Annotated in this window: 15 protein-coding genes; 11 read left to right on the top strand and 4 right to left on the bottom strand. The window is 71.0% G+C overall.

What is annotated here, in order from left to right; translation table 11 throughout:
- Nucleotides 1-13 precede the first annotated feature (13 nt).
- The 5 genes from FDA94_RS17765 (at nucleotide 14) to speB (ending at nucleotide 5189) form a co-directional block, all read left to right on the top strand.
- Nucleotides 14-1090, top strand: coding sequence for a GNAT family N-acetyltransferase (locus FDA94_RS17765; RefSeq protein WP_137248192.1), 1077 nt, complete (start codon nucleotides 14-16; stop codon nucleotides 1088-1090).
- Nucleotides 1091-1176: 86 nt separating this feature from the next.
- A complete protein-coding gene (locus FDA94_RS17760; RefSeq protein ID WP_137248191.1) occupies nucleotides 1177-2067 on the top strand; it encodes a sirohydrochlorin chelatase in 891 nt (296 codons plus the stop codon).
- Nucleotides 2067-3182: an Rv2231c family histidinol phosphate aminotransferase CobC gene (cobC, locus tag FDA94_RS17755; RefSeq protein ID WP_137248190.1), complete on the top strand. Its 1116-nt coding sequence runs from the start codon at nucleotides 2067-2069 to the stop codon at nucleotides 3180-3182. The genes FDA94_RS17760 and cobC overlap by 1 nt, the downstream gene beginning before the upstream one ends.
- Nucleotides 3166-4191, top strand: coding sequence for a nicotinate-nucleotide--dimethylbenzimidazole phosphoribosyltransferase (gene cobT, locus FDA94_RS17750; RefSeq protein ID WP_137248189.1), 1026 nt, complete (start codon nucleotides 3166-3168; stop codon nucleotides 4189-4191). Before cobC ends, cobT begins: the two co-directional genes overlap by 17 nt.
- Nucleotides 4188-5189, top strand: coding sequence for an agmatinase (gene speB / locus FDA94_RS17745; protein ID WP_137248188.1), 1002 nt, complete (start codon nucleotides 4188-4190; stop codon nucleotides 5187-5189). Before cobT ends, speB begins: the two co-directional genes overlap by 4 nt.
- A 27-nt stretch (nucleotides 5190-5216) precedes the next feature.
- Here speB and FDA94_RS17740 read toward each other — a convergent pair whose 3' ends face one another.
- Nucleotides 5217-6161, bottom strand: coding sequence for a CHRD domain-containing protein (locus FDA94_RS17740; protein ID WP_137248187.1), 945 nt, complete (start codon nucleotides 6159-6161; stop codon nucleotides 5217-5219).
- 217 nt (nucleotides 6162-6378) lie between these two features.
- On the opposite strand from FDA94_RS17740, the gene cobA reads away from it, so the two are divergent.
- The 3 genes from cobA to FDA94_RS17725 are packed head-to-tail and all read left to right on the top strand — an operon-like array spanning nucleotide 6379 to nucleotide 11101.
- Nucleotides 6379-7611, top strand: coding sequence for a uroporphyrinogen-III C-methyltransferase (gene cobA, locus FDA94_RS17735; protein WP_137248186.1), 1233 nt, complete (start codon nucleotides 6379-6381; stop codon nucleotides 7609-7611).
- 47 nt (nucleotides 7612-7658) lie between these two features.
- Nucleotides 7659-9479: a GTPase gene (locus tag FDA94_RS17730; RefSeq protein WP_137248185.1), complete on the top strand. Its 1821-nt coding sequence runs from the start codon at nucleotides 7659-7661 to the stop codon at nucleotides 9477-9479.
- Nucleotides 9476-11101, top strand: a complete 1626-nt coding sequence (locus FDA94_RS17725; RefSeq protein WP_137248184.1) for a GTPase family protein — start codon at nucleotides 9476-9478, stop codon at nucleotides 11099-11101. Before FDA94_RS17730 ends, FDA94_RS17725 begins: the two co-directional genes overlap by 4 nt.
- A gap of 267 nt (nucleotides 11102-11368) precedes the next feature.
- Here the strand turns inward: FDA94_RS17725 and ssb are convergent, their stop codons facing one another.
- Nucleotides 11369-11908 carry a single-stranded DNA-binding protein gene (gene ssb / locus FDA94_RS17720; protein WP_137248183.1) on the bottom strand — a complete coding sequence of 180 codons (540 nt, stop codon included), beginning with the start codon at nucleotides 11906-11908 and terminating at the stop codon, nucleotides 11369-11371.
- Between the two features lie 719 nt (nucleotides 11909-12627).
- On the opposite strand from ssb, the gene FDA94_RS17715 reads away from it, so the two are divergent.
- Nucleotides 12628-13848, top strand: a complete 1221-nt coding sequence (locus tag FDA94_RS17715; RefSeq protein ID WP_246059996.1) for a GGDEF domain-containing protein — start codon at nucleotides 12628-12630, stop codon at nucleotides 13846-13848.
- A 21-nt stretch (nucleotides 13849-13869) separates the two neighbouring features.
- Nucleotides 13870-15534 carry an energy-dependent translational throttle protein EttA gene (gene ettA, locus FDA94_RS17710; protein ID WP_137248181.1) on the top strand — a complete coding sequence of 555 codons (1665 nt, stop codon included), beginning with the start codon at nucleotides 13870-13872 and terminating at the stop codon, nucleotides 15532-15534.
- A gap of 203 nt (nucleotides 15535-15737) precedes the next feature.
- On the opposite strand, the gene FDA94_RS17705 is transcribed toward ettA, so the two are convergent.
- Nucleotides 15738-17210 carry a DUF1996 domain-containing protein gene (locus tag FDA94_RS17705; protein ID WP_137248180.1) on the bottom strand — a complete coding sequence of 491 codons (1473 nt, stop codon included), beginning with the start codon at nucleotides 17208-17210 and terminating at the stop codon, nucleotides 15738-15740.
- A 158-nt stretch (nucleotides 17211-17368) separates the two neighbouring features.
- On the opposite strand from FDA94_RS17705, the gene FDA94_RS17700 reads away from it, so the two are divergent.
- Nucleotides 17369-17926 carry an HAD family hydrolase gene (locus FDA94_RS17700; protein ID WP_137248179.1) on the top strand — a complete coding sequence of 186 codons (558 nt, stop codon included), beginning with the start codon at nucleotides 17369-17371 and terminating at the stop codon, nucleotides 17924-17926.
- Here FDA94_RS17700 and FDA94_RS17695 read toward each other — a convergent pair.
- A complete protein-coding gene (locus FDA94_RS17695) occupies nucleotides 17837-18232 on the bottom strand; it encodes a hypothetical protein (RefSeq protein ID WP_137248178.1) in 396 nt (131 codons plus the stop codon). The two genes, FDA94_RS17700 and FDA94_RS17695, sit on opposite strands and share 90 nt — an antisense overlap.
- Nucleotides 18233-18265: the final 33 nt, after the last annotated feature.

Here is an 18265-nt window from a genome sequence, read left to right as displayed (position 1 = left end):
TACGGTATGGGGCGTGTTCGACGAGCGCCTGTCCATCGCCACCGATCGGCTCGTCCTGCGGAACTTCCGCCCCTCCGACCACGACCAGGTCAGGGCGATCGTGCAGGACGGCGCCCACCCGACCGCGCTGCCGCCGGGAGCCCCCGGTTACGCGGGCGGGATCGTCTCGTGGCTCGTCAACGGCGTCCACGAGCTGCGCCGGTCGGGCCAGGGCATCCACCTGGCGATCGAGCGCCACGGCCGCATCGTCGGGGCGATCAGCCTGTTCAAGACCCACTGGGGGGCCGGCACGACCGAGGTCGGCTACGGCGTCCACCCCGCCCACCGGGGCAACGGCTACGCCCCCGAGGCCCTCGGCGGGCTGGCCTCCTGGGCGCTCGGCACGGCCCGGCTGCGGCGGGTCGAACTGCGCGCCATCGCGGGCAACGCCGCCTCGATCAGGGTCGCAGAGAAGGCCGGGTTCACCCGCGAGGGCCTGCTGCGCGGCGCCGGGTTCGAAGACGACGGGCCCCACGACGTGGTCGTCTTCGGGTTACTGCGCGGCGACCGGCCGGGCGGGTTCCCCTCCCGGCTGGCGGGCGAGCGGCTGGAGCTGCGGCCGTTCGCCAAGCGCGATGCGTTCGACGTGCTGGCCGCCGTGCGCGACGACCCCGAGATCGCCCGCTGGATGCCGTGGGCGGTCGACTACACGCTGGAGAAGGCGCTCGACTGGAGCACCCGCCAGGCCCACACCGACCGGCGGCAGAGCGTCACCTACGCGCTCGAACCGGTCGAGGGCGGGCGGCTGGCCGGGGCGGTGTCGGTGGTGCGGGCCGACCGCGAACGCGGCGACGCCGAGGTCGGCTACTGGATCTCGCCGTGGGCGCGGCGGCAGGGATACGCCGTCGAGGCCACCCGTACCCTCACCGCTTTCCTGTTCGCCCAGGGGTTCGCGCGGGTGCAGCTGCTGATCGCCGAGGGGAACACGGCGAGCCGGAAAGTGGCCGAGAAGGCCGGTTTCGCCGAGGAAGGCGTCCTGCGCGGGGCCATCCCGATTCCGGGCGGAAGAGCCGACACGGTGGTTTACGGTCTCTTGATCGGTGAGCTCTGAGCTGGGCAAACCTAGGAAGAATGCCCCATTGCACGACAAGCTCGGCTATCTTTGCGGAGCAGGTCAAGCCAGGGGAGATCGTTGAGATGAGACCGCCGCTGCTGCTCATCGGGCACGGCACGCATGACGATACCGGCGTAGCCGAATTCGGCCGGTTCGTTCATCGGCTCCGGTGCCGCCTCGACGGCGACGTCGCGGACGTCTCCGGTGGCTTCGTCACCGGGGCCCGCCCACCGCTGGCCGACTCGGTCGCCTCGCTCGTCGCGCGCGGCCACCACCACCTCGTCGCGCAGCCGCTGAGCCTCACCGGCGACCGCGCCGCGCTGGGCGACATCCCCGGCACGCTGGCGCTGGCCCAGGAACTCCACCCGACGCTCGGATACGACCTGGGCCGCCCGCTCGGCCCCGACCCGCGCATCCTGGAACTCCTGGCCGAACGCCTCGCCGACGCCGCAGCAGACATGCCCACCTTCGTGCGCGGCACCTTCGTCGAGGAGCCCGAGCCGATCGCGCCCGGCGAGACCGCCGTCGTCCTGGTGGGCCACGGCTCGCCGAGCACGTCCGCGAACGCCGAGGTCCACCGCGTGTCGCGGCTGTTCTGGGAGACCCACGCGGCCGACTACCTGACGGTCGAGACGGCCTACGTGTCCCACGCGCGGCCGGGGGTCCCCGGCGGCCTGGAGCGCTGCCGCCGCCTGGGCGCCAAGCGGGTCATCGTGCTGCCCTACGTGCTGTTCGCCGGTGGCGTGCTGGAGCGCGTCTGGGCCCAGGCCCTCGCCTACGGCGCCAACCACGAGGGCCTCGACATCCGCTGCGCCGAGGTCATCGGCGACTGCGAGGGCCTGGCCGACGTGGTGATCGACCGCTACGAGGAGGCCCTGGCGGGCGCCGCCGCGACGACGGCCCGACAGCGCTACGCCCAGGCCCTGGCCACCGAACGGCTCCAGGAGATCTTCCCGGTCCCGGCCCGCGTCTGATGCCCGTCGATCTCCGCCACCACGGGGACAGCGAGATCGGGCCCGGTCTGGTCGACCTGGCGGTGAACGTCCGGCAGGGCATGCCGCCGACGTGGCTCCGCGAGCTCCTCGCGACCTCGTTGTCGGACATCTCGGCCTACCCGAACGCCGACCGAGCGACCCGGATCGTGGCCGGGCACCACGGGCGGGACCCCGAGGAGGTCCTGCTCACGGTGGGCGCGGCCGAGGCGTTCACCCTGCTGGCCCGAGTCCTCGCCACACCTGGGCGGGCATGGTCCGAGCCGGCCGGGTACGAGCCGGGCGGGTCCGGGTCGGCATTGGCCGCGCCGTCACCGGCCGGACTTCCCGTATCCCGGCCGGTCGTGGTGCACCCGCAGTTCACCGAGCCCGAGGCGGCGTTGCGGGCCGTCGGTTTCGTGCCCGATCGGGTGCTGTTGCCCGATCCGTTCGTGCTGGATGCCTCGCTCGTTCCCGACGACGCCGATCTGGTGATGATCGGGAATCCGACCAATCCCACGTCCGTTCTGCACCCCGCCGCGACGATCGCCTCACTCGCCCGCGAAGGCAGGTATCTGGTCGTCGACGAGGCGTTCGCCGACTGTGTGCCCGGAGAGCCGGAGTCGCTGGCCTCGGTCAGGTTGCCCGGTCTGGTGGTCATCCGCAGTCTCACCAAGACCTGGGGGCTGGCCGGGCTCCGGATCGGCTACGTCATCGGCCCGCCGGAGCTCGTCGCCGCCATGCGGGAGGCGCAGCCGCTCTGGGCGGTCTCCACGCCCGCGCTGGCCGCCGCCGAGGCGTGCGTCTCGCCGCGCGCACAGGCCGAGGCCTTCCGCTGGGCCGGGGAGATGGCCGATCGGCGGCGGGTTCTGGTCGACGGCCTGACCGCTCTGGGGGCCTATGTCGTGCCGGAGGCACAGGGCTCCTTCGTCTGTGTACGCCTCCCGCACGCCCTCCAGCTCAGAACGCTCCTGCGCGAGAGGGGCTTCGCCGTCAGGAGGGCCGACACCTTCCCGGGCCTGGGCCCCGAATGGCTGCGGGTGGCCGTGCGCGACGATGAGACGACGGCCGCCTTCCTGGCGGCCCTGAAGGAGGCCCGCGATGATCTCCCCGCTTGACCACGCCGCCATGGCCGAGGCCAGGGCCCACCACGACCGCCTGACCAAGCCGCGCGGCGCCCTCGGCGCTCTGGAGGACGTGGCCGTCCAGCTGGCGGGCATCGCGGCGGTCTCACCGCCCCCGCTCCCCGAGCCGGTGGCCCTGGCGATCTTCGCGGGCGATCACGGCGTACACGACCAAGGGGTCTCTCCCTGGCCCCAAGAGGTGACCCAGCAGATGGTCGCCAACTTCCTGGCCGGCGGCGCGGTGGCGAACGCCTTCGCGGGCCAGGTCGGCGCGTCGGTGACCGTGGTGGACGTGGGCGTGAACGGCGACCTGCCGGAGGCGCCCGGCCTGGTGTCGCGCAAGGTCAGGAGGGGCACCGCCGACCTGTCGCTCGGCCCCGCGATGACCGAGGCGGAGGCGCTGCGGGCGCGGGAGGCCGGGGCCGAGGTGGCCGAGCGGCTGGTGGCGCAGGGAGCCCGGTGCCTGGTCACCGGAGACATGGGCATCGCCAACACGACGGCGTCGGCGGCGCTGATCTGCGCGTACACGGGGAAGCAGCCGGGCGAGGTCACGGGACGCGGGACCGGGATCGACGACGCCATGCTCGCCCACAAGATCGCCATCGTCACGCGGGCGCTGGAGGTCAACCAGGGCCGCGACCCGCTGGCCGCGCTGGGCGGGCTGGAGCACGCCGCCATCGCCGGATATCTGCTGAAAGCCGCTGAGTTGCGGATCCCCGTCATCCTCGACGGCGTGATCGCCGGATCGGCCGCGCTGGCCGCCGCCGCGATCGAGCCCGAGGCCGCCGGTTACTGGATCGCCGGCCACCGTTCGGCGGAGCCCGGCCACACCGCCGCGCTGGCCCATCTCGGCCTGCGCCCGCTCGTCGACCTGGAACTCCGGCTGGGCGAGGGCACGGGCGGCCTGCTGGCCCACCCGCTCGTCGTCGCCGCCGCCCGGGTCCTGCACGAGGTCGCCACCTTCGACGCCGCCGGAGTGACCGACAAGGAGGCCCTCGCATGACCCGCTACGGCCCGATGTACGGCCCCGACATCACGTTTCTCGGCGTCGACCGCTGCGACCTGACCGACCCGGCCTCGTTCGAGGGCGCCGACGTCGTCATCCTGGGCGCGCCCTTCGACGGCGGCACCAGCCACCGCCCCGGCGCCCGCTTCGGCCCGTCGGCCATGCGCCAGGCCTGCTATCTCGCCCACGACGGCTCCCGCCCGAGTCTCGCCCTGCGGGTCGACGGCCTTCGCGATCTCACCGTCCGCGACGCGGGCGACGTCGAGTGCTTCTCCGGCGACCTGGAGACCTCGATCCGCGACATCGAGGCGGCCGTCCACACGATCGCCGCCGCCGGCGCCATCCCGGTCGTCCTGGGCGGCGACCACTCGATCGCCCTGCCCGACGCCCGGGGCGTGGCCCGCCACCACGGCTTCGGCCGGGTCTCGATGATCCACTTTGACGCCCACGCGGACACCGGCGACATCGAGTTCGGCCACCTCTACGGCCACGGTCAGCCCATGCGCCGCCTGATCGAGTCGGGCGCCATTCGGGGCGACCGGTTCCTCCAGATCGGCCTGCGCGGCTACTGGCCCGGCCCCGAGGTCCTGTCGTGGATGGCCGGGCAGAACATGCGCTCCTACGAGATGACCGAGATCGTGCACAGAGGTCTCCCCGAGTGCCTGACCGAGGCCTTCGCCATCGCCCTCGACGACTGCGACGGCATCTTCCTGTCCGTCGACATCGACGTCTGCGATCCGGGCCACGCCCCCGGCACCGGCACCCCCGAACCGGGGGGCCTGTCGGCCAGGGAGCTGCTCGATTCGGTCCGGCGCATCTGTTACGAACTTCCGGTCGTCGGCCTGGAGGTCGTGGAGGTCGCGCCGCCCTACGACCACGCCGACATCACCGCCCTGCTGGGCAACCGGGTAGTGCTGGAGGCCCTGTCGGCGATCGCCCGGAGACGGTCGGGCGAGCCGTGGGACCCCCGTCAGCCCCTGCTCGACGGGCGTTGACCCAGGGCAGTTTCCATGACGCGAGCTCTACCAGCCGCCACCGTGCAGCTGGCCGCGGACCGCGCCGCCGGGGAACTCGCTCGTGTGCAGGTTGGTGTACCAGTTCTTCGGGTTCTTCTTGATGCCCTTGGCCACCGAGGAGGAGGCCGTGCCGGTGCCGGCGATGCCGTTCACGCCCGCCGGGAGGCCCGTGGGGGCGGCGAAGAAGTCCACGACGACCGGGCCGTTCTTGCCCTTGGGCGCCTTGTGGATGTGCGCGAGGGTCGGCTGGGCGATGTTCTTCCAGACGGTCGCGAAGTGGACCTTGGTGCCCTTCACCCAGACCAGCCAGACGGCCTTGCCGTTCTTGTCGCCGACCTTCGTCCCGGGCGCCGGGACCTCCTGGCGGCCGTCGGCGATGGCGGTGAGCGTCGAGCGCGAGCCGGTGGCCAGCACCGTGTCGAGGTGGACGGGCTTGATGCGGTGGAGCTGGGCGCGCACGGCGCCGCCGGGGAACTCGCCGGTGTGCAGGTTGGCGTACCAGCCGCCGGGGTTGTTCCTGATCCGGTTGAGCAGGCCGGCGTCGTTGACGGTCACGCTGCCCTTGACCGCGCTCAGCGTGCCCGGCAGCGCCGACCCCATGAAGAAGCCGATCTTCACGTCGCCGTTCTTGCCCTTCACGCCCTGGTGGATGTGGAAGGCGGTGGGGGCGGCGGTGTCCTGCCAGCGGACGGCGTACTCGACCTTGTTGCCGTGGATGCGGAACACCGCGATCGCGATGCCGTCCTTGTCGCCGACCTTCGTCCCGGGGGCCTTGACCTCGTTCTTGCCGAGCAGCGTGGCCGCGAAGTAGGCGTCGGGAGCCTGCTGTACGGACTGGGCGCCGCCCTGCGGGGAGGAAGAGGAGCCGTGGCCGGGGTGGGCGGCCGCGGGGGCGGCGGCGAGGGCGGTGACGGCGAGGGCGAGACCGGGGACGATGAGCTTGCGCAGCATTTCGGGTAACTCCTGTTTTGTCGTTCCTGGGTGCTTGCGGATGACAGTAGGAGTTGCGATAAGCCCCGTTCTGTGGTCAATTACCCACTCGGCGGCAGTGTGACCGACGTCACTCCTTTGGGTGGGACAAGACCGATACCGGCGATCTCTTGAGCCGCGTCACAGGTCAGCCGGTAGGTTTACTGCCTAACGAAACCTGTGCCACAACGAGGGAGAAATGGCCCCCTATCTGCTCGGCCTGCGGCTCGACGGGCGGCGGGTGCTGGTCGTCGGTGGCGGCCGGGTCGCCCAGCGCCGCATCCCCGCCCTGCTCGACGCCGGCGCCGCGGTCACCCTGGTCTCGCCCAGCGCGACGCCCGCGCTCGACGACCTGATCGCCGACGGCCGCGTCACCTGGGAACGCCGCCGCTACCAGCGCGGCGACGTCGACGACGCGTGGCTGGTCCACGCCTGCACCAGCGACCGCGCCGCCAACGCCGCCATCGCCGAAGAGGCTGAGGCCAAACGCATCTGGTGCGTCCGCGCCGACGACAAGGACGCCTCCGCGGCCTGGACGCCGGCCAGCGGCCGGGTCGACGAGATCGGCGTCGCGGTCACCGCCGGGGGAGACCCGCGCCGGGCGGCCGGCATCCGCGACGCGGTCGTCGACGCCCTCCGCGACGGCGCCATCGACGCCCGCCGCCACCGCGACAAGCCCGTCGGCGTCGCCCTCGTCGGCGGCGGCCCCGGCGACCCGGGCCTGATCACCGTCCGGGGACGCCAGCTTCTCGCCCAGGCCGACGTCGTGATCGCCGACCGCCTCATCCCCCGTTCCCTCCTGGACGAACTCTCCGCCGACGTCGAGCTCATCGACGCGGCCAAGGTTCCCTACGGACGGTTCCTGGCCCAGGAGAAGATCAACGAGCTGCTGGTCTCGCGGGCCCTCGAAGGGAAGTTCGTGGTCCGCCTGAAGGGCGGCGACCCGTTCGTGTTCGGCCGTGGCGGCGAGGAGATGCTCGCCTGCGCCGAGGCCGGGGTGCCCGTGACGGTCGTACCGGGGATCACCAGCGCGGTCGCGGTGCCCGCCTCCGCCGGGGTCCCGGTCACCCACCGGGGCGTCAGCCAGGACTTCCACGTCGTCTCGGTGCACGTCGCGCCCGGACATCCGGCCTCAACCGTCGACTGGAAGCTCTTGGCGGGATCAGAGGGAACCCTGATACTGCTGATGGCCGTGGAACGCATCGCGGAGATCGCCGACGCTTTGCAGCGTGAGGGACGTTCACCGGAAACTCCCGTAATGGTGGTACAGGACGGTACTCTTCCCACCCAGCGGGCGGTGCGCGCCACCTTGCGCGACGTGGCTGAGCGCGTCACCTCCGCGGGCGTACGGCCACCGGCGATCGTCGTCGTCGGCGACGTCGTCAAGGTCGGTCAGGAGATCGAGATGGTGCGAGCGGAGCGAGCCCGATGAAGGCTGCCAACCAGACACCGCGGTCCGAACCCGCAGACGAGGCCGCCATGCCCGAGGAAGAACCAGAGTCGCCCGGCGAGCAGACACTCAGCTTCCGGGCCATCAAAGACGACGACCAACCTCCAGATGCCATACCGGAGGAGGAACCCTCCTCCGAGGCCGAGGAAGCCGGGGAAGCCGAGGAGGACGACCCCTACGACGAGGAGTTCGCCCTCCCCGAGCAGGTCTCCGGCGCCCTCACCGACGCCCTGAGCCAGCTCCGCGAGGCCGTCACCGGCCTCCACCTGGGCCTCGACGTCCCCGGCGCCGACGAGGCCCGCAAGTCCCAGGCGGCCGTGCTGGCCCAGCTCGACGACTACGTCATCCCCCGCGTCCACATGAGCACCGCCCCCGCCCTGATCGTCATCGCCGGATCGACGGGGGCCGGGAAGTCCACCCTGGTCAACACCCTCGCCGCGCAGACCGTCAGCGCCACCGGCGTCCGCCGCCCCACCACCGGCACCCCCGTCCTGGTCTGCAACCCCGCCGACGAGCGCTGGTTCACCAAGGGCACCCTGCTGAGCGGCCTCAACCGCATCGACGAACCGGGGGAGGGCCCCGGCGCCGACTCGATCGTGGTCGCCTCCACCAAGTGGCTGCCCCACGGCGTCGCCCTGCTCGACACCCCCGACATCGACTCGGTCGTCGAGGAACACCACGACATCGCCCACCGCATGCTCGACGCCGCCGACCTGTGGGTCTTCGTCACCAGCGCGGCCCGCTACGCCGACGCCCCCTCGTGGGGCCTGCTCAAGCTGGCCAAGGAGCGCGGCGCCCGCCTGGTGATCGTCCTGTCCCGCGTCCCGGTCCGCTCCCGCGAGGTCGTGGCCAAGCACTTCACCCGCATGCTCGACGAGTACGGCCTCGGCGAGGTGGAGCGCTTCATCATCAACGAGACCACCGTGACCAACGGCCGCCTGCCCGACGAGGAGGTGGCCGACCTGCGCATGTGGCTGTCGGAGCTGTCGGTCGACGAGCAGCGCCGGGCGCTGGCCGTCCAGGCGACGCTGAACGGCGTCCTCAACAGCTTCCGCGCCCGCGTTCCCGCGCTGGCCCGCCACCTGGAGACCCAGGTGGCCCTGCGGGCCGACCTGCGCTCGGACATCGACGCGGCGTTCTCCGGAGCCCTGGCCGAGATCGAGGAGTCGACCCGCGACGGCTCGTTGCTGCGCGGTGAGGTCCTGGCCCGCTGGCAGGACTTCGCCGGGTCGGGCGACCTGATGCGCACCCTCCAGATCCGCCGGGCCAAGAACCACGGCCCCGAACGCCTCGGCGCGCTCCGCAACGCCCTGCGCAGCGGCCTCGAATCGGTCATCAGCACGGCCGTCCACCGCGCCTCGGAAGAGGTCGTCACCCGCTGGCGCCAGCGCGCCGGAGCGGGCGACCGCCTGGCCGCCCTCCCCGGCCTGGGCCGCCCCGCCGACGACGTCGACCGCCGCACCGCCCGCATGGTCACCTCGTGGCAGGACCACGTGACCGAGCTGGTCCGCACCGAGGGCGTCACGAAGCGCTCGGTGGCCCGCCTGGTCTCCTTCGACGTCGAGTCGCTCGCCCTGATCTTCACCGTCGGCCTGCTCGGCTACGGCACCGGCGACGCCCCCGGAGGCAACGGAGCCCTCCCGCAGCGGCTCCTGCGCGGCCTGCTCGGCGCCGAGTCGCTGCGCAGCATCAGCGCCAAGGCCCGCTCCGACCTGCGCGCCCGCGTCGGTTTACTGTTCGACGACGAGACGCTGCGCTACGTCGACGCCCTCGACGGCGCCGGGATCCCCGACGAGTCCGCGGCCACCCGGCTCTACCAGGCCACCTACAACCTCGAGGTCGCCCGATGACGATCACCGCCGAGCCCAGGCACGGCCTCGGCACGCGGCTGGCCGCCCTGACCCGGGTGGTCGATCTCGGCCAGGGCCGCGAAGACGCCGACCTGCTGACCGAGGCGACCCAGCTGATCATCCGGGCCGGCAACCGCCTCAAACTGTCGTCCGACCACACCGTGGTGGCCCTGGCCGGCGGCACGGGCAGCGGCAAATCGTCCCTGTTCAACGCCATCTCGGGCCTCGACCTGTCACCCACGGGCGTCCGCCGCCCCACCACGGCCCGCACCCACGCGTGCGTCTGGGGCCTGGAGGGCGCCGCCCCCCTGCTCGACTGGCTCCAGATCCAGTGGCGCCATCGCTTCTCCAGGAACAGCGCCCTCGACAAGGCCGACGACCAGCTCAACGGCCTGATCCTGCTCGACCTCCCCGACCACGACTCCATCCGCGCCCTGACCGACACCGAGGCCGACCGCCTCATCACCGGGGCCGACCTGATCGTGTGGGTCCTCGACCCCCAGAAGTACGCCGACGCCTCCACCCACCGCCGCTACGTGACCGAGCTCGCCGGCCACGACGCCGTGACGGTCTTCGCCCTCAACCAGGCCGACCGCCTGACCCCGGAGGAGGTCGAGGAGTGCCTCGCCGACCTCCGCGACCTGCTGGCCCGCGAGGGCGTCGAGCAGCCCCGCGTGGTCGCCACCTCGGCCGTGACGGGCGGCGGCGTCGACGACCTGCGGGCCGAACTGGCCGAGTCGGTCAGCGCCCGCCGGGCGGGCTACCTCCGGCTGGAGGCCGACCTCGACCGCCTGATGCTCCGCCTGGCCAAGGACATGCCGGCCATGCTCAAGGTCGACCCCACGATCGACCCCGCCCGCCGGGCCGGCCTGACCGACGCCCTGTGCGACGCCGTCGGCGCCCCCGCCGTGGGCGAGGCCCTGGAGAACGTCTACGGAACCCGCTCGATCGACTGGGTCGGCTGGCCGTGGGGCCGCTGGGCCTCCCGCTTCCGCGGCGACCCGTTGAAGCACCTGAAGCTCGGCGACGTGAAAGACGAGATCCGGACCCTCGTCTCCGACTCCGTCCGCGCCCAGCCGGCCGAGGTCGACAACGCCGTCCAGGCCCTGTCCGACGGCCTGACCCAGGGCATGCCCGAACCCTGGCAGGACGCCGTCCGCGACGCGGCCCGCTCCCGCTCGGGCCAGCTCCCGAAGGTGCTGACCGACGAACTGGCCGAGATCGCGCCGCCCCTTGACCGGGTGCCGGGGTGGTGGCGGCTGGCGAAGGTGTGGCAGCTCCTCCTCGTGCTGCTGTTCGTGGCGGGCCTCGGCGTTGCCGGGTCGATCGTGGCCTACGGGATTCTGGAGGTTGGCGAACCTCCCGCGGAGCTGCTGGGAGACGTGGCGGCGCTGCCGTGGGTGGTGCTGATGATGGTCAGCGTGCTCGGCGTGGGCCTCCTGTCGGCGATCGCGAGCCGGAACTTCGTCGTGATGGCCGCGGGCAGGGAACGCGACCAGCTGGAGAGGGACATGCGCCGCCGGGTGGCGGGGGTGGCCCAGGACCTGGTGATCGAACCGGTCGAACGCGAACTGACCCGCTACAACGACTATTTCGCGGCACTGAACACCTCACGACGCTAGGGCCCGGCCCTTGAGGGGCTGACGTGCATGCTCGGCGGCCCCTGACTCTTGCGTGCGGTCATCGTCGGCGTCAGCGCGGACCGTGCGGGTCCTCAGCACAGCCTCACCACCCGACTTCGAGACCCGGCCTGACTTCGTGCGGGGCGACGCCAGACGCGCCTGGTCTTCGCGGCGCCGTCTCGCACATGGCAGAGCGCGTGTCCGACGGGCCGGCCTGCTCGGGGGAGATGAACAGGCCGGCCCTTCGACGGTGGGGCCGTCGGGTTGTCAGGCGGCGGCCGGGACCGCCTCGGCGGGCCACGACTCGGTCTCTTCGGTCTCGGCCGGGTCGTCCTGGCCCGCGCCGCCCTCCAGGACCCGCAGCCCGGGAGTGTTGAGCTCCCAGTCGCGGGTGTCGTCCTCCATCGCACGCAGGTCGTCGTCGGTCATGGCACCCCGCGAGGCGCCCCGGGCCGGACGCTCGAAGCTGGAGATGCCCCACTTCAGGTCATGGCCGACGGAGGTGGCCTCCACCTCCACCCAGAAGCGCTGCTCGCCCTCGCGTTCGAACTGCTTGACCCGGAGCTTCCCGACCACCACGACCGGATGCCCCCGCCGGACCGACTGGGCGACGTGGTCGGCCAGCCCCCGGTAGGAGCGGACGGTGTAGAAGGTCGTCTCCCCGTCGCGCCAGGTCTGCGTCTGGCGGTCGAGGACGCGGCGGTCGACGGCCACCCGCATGGAGGTGGCCCGGGACCCGTCGCCGAACGTGAACTGCTTGGGGTCGTCGGTGACGTTGCCGGTCAGCGTCACGTAGATCTCGCTCATAACTCTCTGTCCTCCGTTTGCCCGGACCCTCGCCGGGCTCGGGCACAACAGTGGCCTGACCTCCACCTCGGCGACCGGCGTGAAGCCGCCCCTGTGGATAACCCGGATACCGATCGAAGCCCTGTGGACAAGCGGAGGGGCTCCGTCATCAAAGCCCGCGAACCCTCCAAGCACACCAAGAACCAGACCTGGCCGTCTTGCGCCAGATCTGGTTGGTGATCTTCGGGCCCCCGAAAAAGTTGGGGGCCCCGGTCAGCCGTCCCGGCTGGGGAGAGCCGGAGGCGGCCATCTAGTGGTTGGACATCTGGGAGACGGACGCTGGTGCGCGATGGAGGGGGCATCGGCCGTGCGCGGCCGATATCCCACGCGCTGTTTCACCAGCGTGGGGAGGACGGCCGATGGCGACTAAACGTGTCGCTGCGAGAGCACCAGACTGGTCAGGTCCAGACAACGCCCCGAGCCATGGCTGCTCCTTTCCACACACGACCCGCTCCGGGTGAGCGGTAACCTCCGTGCCGGCCATCGGAATGTGATGACCACCTCGCCCAAGGTAGCGGTTCCCGTCGCGCGTCGCACACTCCGCAACTATTGTGTTACACATCGTGAGACGCTGGGTTCAGCGGATGAGAAGGCGTTTGGGGGAGCGGATGACAGCGCCCAGTCAGACCTCGGCCAAACCAATCGGGGGGCCTCCGTCGCGGGCGGGCCGCTGGCCTTTGATGGCACAGCGACGCCCGTTGGTCGGCTATCTCTTTCTGATCGTCACCATCGATCTCGTCGCGATCGTCGGGTTGTCGCTCGTGACCGTCCCGTCGGTCGGCGATCTGCTGGTGTTCTGCTCGCTGATGGCCTGTGGCGCCGTGTGCATCGAGGCGACCCGGCGGCTCGGGATGCCCGCGGGGGTGTCGCGCGACCTGCTGTCGGCCTGGTGGCTTCCGGTGGCGCTGCTGTTGCCGCCGGTCTACGCGCTGCTGGCGCCGATTCCGCTGCAGATCCTTCTGCAGCTCAGGGTGCGGGCCACCGTCGTCTATCGGCGGGTGGTCACGTCGGCGGCCATCGGGCTGGCGGCGGGGGCCGCCTCGCTGGTGTTCCACTCGCAGGTCGACGATCCCGCCCGGCTGACCGAAGGGGTGGGGTGGCCGATCGCGCTGGCCGTCGGCTGCGCGGCGCTGTTCACCATCCTCAACACCGCTCTGATCGCAATCGCCGCGCACACCGCCGACCCCGACGTCCGCTGGCGCGACGTGCTGTGGGATCGGGAGAGCCTGCTGCTCGACGCCGTCGAGCTGTGTCTGGGGCTGATCGTCGCGATCATGTGCGGGCTCAACATGCTGCTTCTCGTCCTGGCGCTGCCGCCGGTCATGCTCCTCCAGCGCAGCCTGATGCACGCGCAGTTGCAGGCCGCCGCCCGCACCGACCCGAAGACCGGCCTGCTGAACGCCGCCGCGTGGCAGCGCGAGGCCGACACCGAGATCGTCCGGGCCCATCGCACGGGTGAGATGCTCGCGCTGCTGATCGTCGACATCGACCACTTCAAGCGGGTCAACGACACCTACGGGCACCTCGTCGGCGACCAGGTGCTCATCGGGGTGGCCGCCACGCTGCGCAGTCAGCTGCGCGACTACGACGTGGTCGGGCGGTTCGGCGGCGAGGAGTTCGTGGTGCTGCTGCCGCGGGCCGATCTGGCCGAGGCGCGCCGGGTGGCCGAGCGGCTGCGCAGCCGCGTCGGGCGCATGGCGGTGCCCGCCGACGACGCCATGATCACGGTCACGATCTCGCTCGGGGTCGCGATCATGAACGTGCACGGGCATGATCTCATCGAGCTGTTGGCCGCCGCTGACCTGGCGCTTTACCGGGCCAAGGAGCTCGGGCGCGACCGGGTCTGCCTGCCGGCGCAGCAGATGCCCCCGCCCGGTGGCAAGCCCGCAACCGCGTGCTGAGTTGCCACTAAGCTTGACCGCATGGCCGAGTACATCTACACGTTGCAGCGCGTGCGCAAAGCACACGGCGACAAGGTGATCCTTGACGACGTCACGCTGTCCTTCCTGCCCGGAGCGAAGATCGGGGTGCTTGGCCCGAACGGAACGGGCAAGTCCACCCTGCTGCGCATGATGGCCGGGCTCGAACCGACCTCCAACGGCGAGGCCCGCCTGATGCCCGGTTACACCGTGGGCATGCTGCAGCAGGAGCCTCCGCTCAACGAATCCAAGACCGTTCTCGGGAACGTCGAGGAGGGCGTCGCCGAGACCAAGGCGATGCTCGACCGCTTCAACGCCATCGCCGAGCAGATGGCCACCGACTACAGCGACGCGCTGCTCGAAGAGATGGGCAAGCTGCAAGACGAGCTCGACCACCGCAACGCGTGGGACCTCGACGCCCAGCTCGAACAGGCGATGGACGCACTGCGCTGCCCGCCGCCCGACGCCGACGTCACCACCCTCTCCGGTGGTGAGCGCCGCCGCGTCGCGCTGTGCAAGCTCCTGCTGGAGCAGCCCGACCTGCTGCTCCTCGACGAGCCCACCAACCACCTCGACGCCGAGAGTGTCAACTGGTTGGAGTCCCACCTGGAGAAGTACCCCGGGACCGTTCTGGCCGTCACCCACGACCGCTACTTCCTCGACAATGTGGCGACGTGGATCCTCGAGCTCGACCGGGGCCGCTGTTTCCCCTACGAGGGCAACTACTCGACCTACCTCGAGGCCAAGGCCGCCCGACTGAAGGTCGAAGGCCAGAAGGACGCCAAGCGCAAGAAGCGCCTGGAAGGTGAGCTCGAGTGGGTCCGGTCGAACGCCCGCGCGCGTCAGACCAAGAGCAAGGCCCGTCTCCAGCGCTACGAAGAGATGGCCGCCGAGGCCGACAAGTTCCGCAAGCTCGACTTCGAGGAGATCCAGATCCCGCCGGGCCCGCGTCTGGGCACGACGGTCATCCGGTCCGAGCACCTGACCAAGGGCTTCGAAGACCGCGTCCTGATGGACGATCTGAGCTTCGACCTGCCGCGCAACGGCATCGTCGGCATCATCGGCCCCAACGGCGTCGGCAAGACGACCCTGTTCCGCATGATCACCGGCAGCGAGACCCCCGACAAGGGCGCGATCGTCATCGGCGACACCGTGAAGATCTCCTACGCCGATCAGTCGCGCGGGGGCATCGACCCGAGCAAGAACGTGTGGGAGGTCGTGTCCGACGGGCTCGACTTCATCAAGGTCGGCAACGTCGAGATGCCGTCCCGCGCCTACATCGCGGCGTTCGGGTTCAAGGGCCCCGACCAGCAGAAGAAGGCCGGCGTGCTGTCCGGCGGCGAGCGCAACCGCCTGAACCTGGCGCTGACCCTCAAGCAGGGCGGCAACGTGCTGCTGCTCGACGAGCCGACCAACGACCTCGACACCGAGACCCTGTCGTCGCTCGAGAACGCGCTGCTCGACTTCCCGGGCTGCGCCGTGATCACCTCCCACGACCGGTGGTTCCTCGACCGCATCGCGACCCACATCCTGGCCTGGGAAGAGGGTTCGAACTGGTTCTGGTTCGAGGGCAACTTCGCCGACTACGAGAAGAACAAGATCGAGCGCATGGGCGCCGAGGCGGCCCGCCCGCACCGGGTGACCTACCGGAAGCTGACTCGCGACTGAGGCGGCGCGTTCGGGAGAAGTGGCCGTGGGCTCCAACCGGCCACCTCTACTCGACTGAAAAGGCCACTTGCGATCACCGCAGGTGGCCTTTCCCGTCTGAGCAGGCCAACCCGCCGAGCGCTGCCGTCTGTGGAGGGTGAAACGCACCGTGCCGGTGTCCCGCGGTAGCGGGAGCACCGGCACGGTGGTTCAGCGGGGGAGAGTTACTTCTTCCAGCCCGGCGTGACGCCGCACTTGGCCTTCTGGTTGATGCAGACCTTCACGAGCGCGCTCAGGGTGTCCTGCTCCCAGGCGTTCATGAAGTCGCCGTGGATCGAGGACGCCATGCCCGACGACAGCGCGAGGCCGTCGCCGCCGAGGGAGTCGTAGCCGAGCATCATCGAGATGTTCGGGACGGCGACCGGGTAGTCGCCGGTGCAGGTGCCGTTCTTGGCGGGACCCATGTGGGACTTGTGGTCGGGCGAGTCGATGTGCTTGCCGTCCCAGCAGTCCTGGAAGGTGAGCTGGTAGATCAAGTTGCCGCCCGGGGCGCAGACGGGCCAGTTGCCGTCGGCGCTACGGCCGGTCTCGGCGCTGCCGGCGCACCAGAACTGGCCGGAGGCGCCCTTGGGGGTCGCGACCTGACGCTTGGCGTCACCCTGGACGACGCGCAGGCCCGGCGGGAACGGCTTGACCTCGGACGGGTCCTTGAGGCGCGAGCCGTAGTAGGCGCGGAAGTTCTTCATGGGGACCGGCTTGCCGTTCTTCAGCAGGGTCGGTGCCCAGTAGGCGCTCTTGTCGCCGGGAGCGTCACAGGTCGTGGTGCTCTTGAGCAGGTCCTCGGTAGTGGTCTTCGCGGAGACCTTCGGGCCGAAGAAGGTGTGCAGGTGCGAGGCGCCGACCAGGCCGGGCAGGACGATCGGGTCGTCCGCGGCCTCGTTGGCCACCGTGCAGTTGGTGTGGAACTCGGGCACCCGCACGATGTTCGCGGGGACCGTCTCGAACGGGATCTTGTTGTACGCGTCCAGCGTCTTCTTCCACGCGGCCTGGTCCACGGGCACCCAGCCGGTGGCGGGCGGGTTGGTGGTCGGGTTGCTGGTGGGCGTGGACGTCGGCTTCGTCGGGGTGGGGGTCGGGGTCGGGTTCGTCGGGTTGGAGGTGCCCCCGCCGGTGCCGAAGACCTGGAACTCCCACAGGGAGACGCCGTACTGGCTGGAGCGCTTGGTGGCGTACAGGCGGACGAAACGGCCGGTGGTCGACAGGTCGATCGTCTGGACACCGCCCTTGTTGGCGGTGGTGTTGTACACCGTCTTCCAGGGGCCGCTGCTGGTGGCGGCGGTCTGGATCTGGAAGGCCGTGGCGTAGGCGCGCTCCCAGTTGATGACGATCTTGTCGATGGCGGTGGACTTGCCGAGGTCGACGGCGAGCCACTGCGGGTCGCTGAACTTGCTGGACCAGCGGGTGCCGGTCTTCCCGTCGAAAGCGGCCGCGGGCGACAGGTCACCGCGCTCCGACGACGAGGCGATGGCGGTACGGCCCTGAGAGACGGGCGCTTCGGCTGCGATGGCCGGGGAGGTGACGCTCACCACGGAGGTGCCCAGGAGGCCGACGAGGGCACCGGCCAGCGCCAGGCTGCGGACCTGACGTGCACCGGACTGGCGTCCGGCTCGGATGCCGCGCGAGGCGGGTGTGCTCATGGTGGATGGGGTCCTTGTCCTGTTGAGGAGACGTGGAGGGGGGCGCTCACTACGCGCCGCCACACAGGAGACCCGCAGGTCGCGGGGGGATAACGAAAACTTCCGAGAAGTCGGGAAGTTTTTTGGCGATCTGGTCCAGAGAGGGGATGACCTGTCGGGTGAGAACAGTCACCTTCGACGGCGACGAGACGCTGTGGGACTTCCAGGGGGCGATGCAGCGGGCCCTCACCGTGGCGGCGGGGCTCTTCGGCCCGCCGGTCACACCGGAGTGGCTGAGGCGGGTCCGCGACGACGTGGCGGCGCGGCCCGAGTTCGCCGACGCGCCGATGGAGGACATCCGGCGGGCCGCCTTCGAGGAGTGCGCCCGGCTGACCGGGGCGGGCGACGGGTTCGCCGGGCGGGTGCACGCCGAGTACATGCGCGCCCGGCACGCGGGAGTCACGCTCTATCCCCACACCCTGCCCTGTCTGCGGGAGCTGCGGTCGCGGGGCCATCGGCTGGCGTTGATCACCAACGGGAACTCGCGCCCTGACCTGATCGGGGTGGCGGATTTCCTCGCCTGTACGGTCGTCGCGGACGATCTCCAGCCTCGCGGAGCTTGCCGCGCTCTGGTCGCCGACGCGGGCTCAGCCGGGCGGCAGGGCGAACGGATCTTCAGGGAGGAAGCAGCCGTAGTCCTGCAACGCCATCGGATCGTCGAGCACGATCTCCTGTAACTCGCCCGCCGGGGACAGGCCGTCGGGACGGTCCAGGACGCGGTGGCCGGGCAGCGGGCCGCCGCGGCCGATCAGCGTCTCCGGCGCGTCGGGCGCCAAGCGGCCGAGCCGGTCGAGGAGGACGTGGACCGCGTCGTACACGTCCACGACGTTGTCGGCCGCCTCCTCCTCGCTGACGCCGGGGTGGAGATCGCGGTAGGCCGCCCGCGCCGCCGCCATGAACCGCGCCGGATCGACGACCACTACGTCCCGGCGGGTGCGGACGCTGATCGTCATGCCCTGTCGTAACAGCCTCTGCTCGTCCATGGTCCGAGTCTGGTCGAGGTTCGCCGGGTTGAG

Origin of the sequence: Herbidospora galbida (assembly GCF_005233835.1) — a bacterium.
Taxonomy (GTDB): Bacteria; Actinomycetota; Actinomycetes; order Streptosporangiales; family Streptosporangiaceae; genus Herbidospora; species Herbidospora galbida.
The sequence above is the reverse complement of the archived record's forward strand: the minus strand, read 5'-3'. Positions and strand labels throughout refer to the sequence as shown.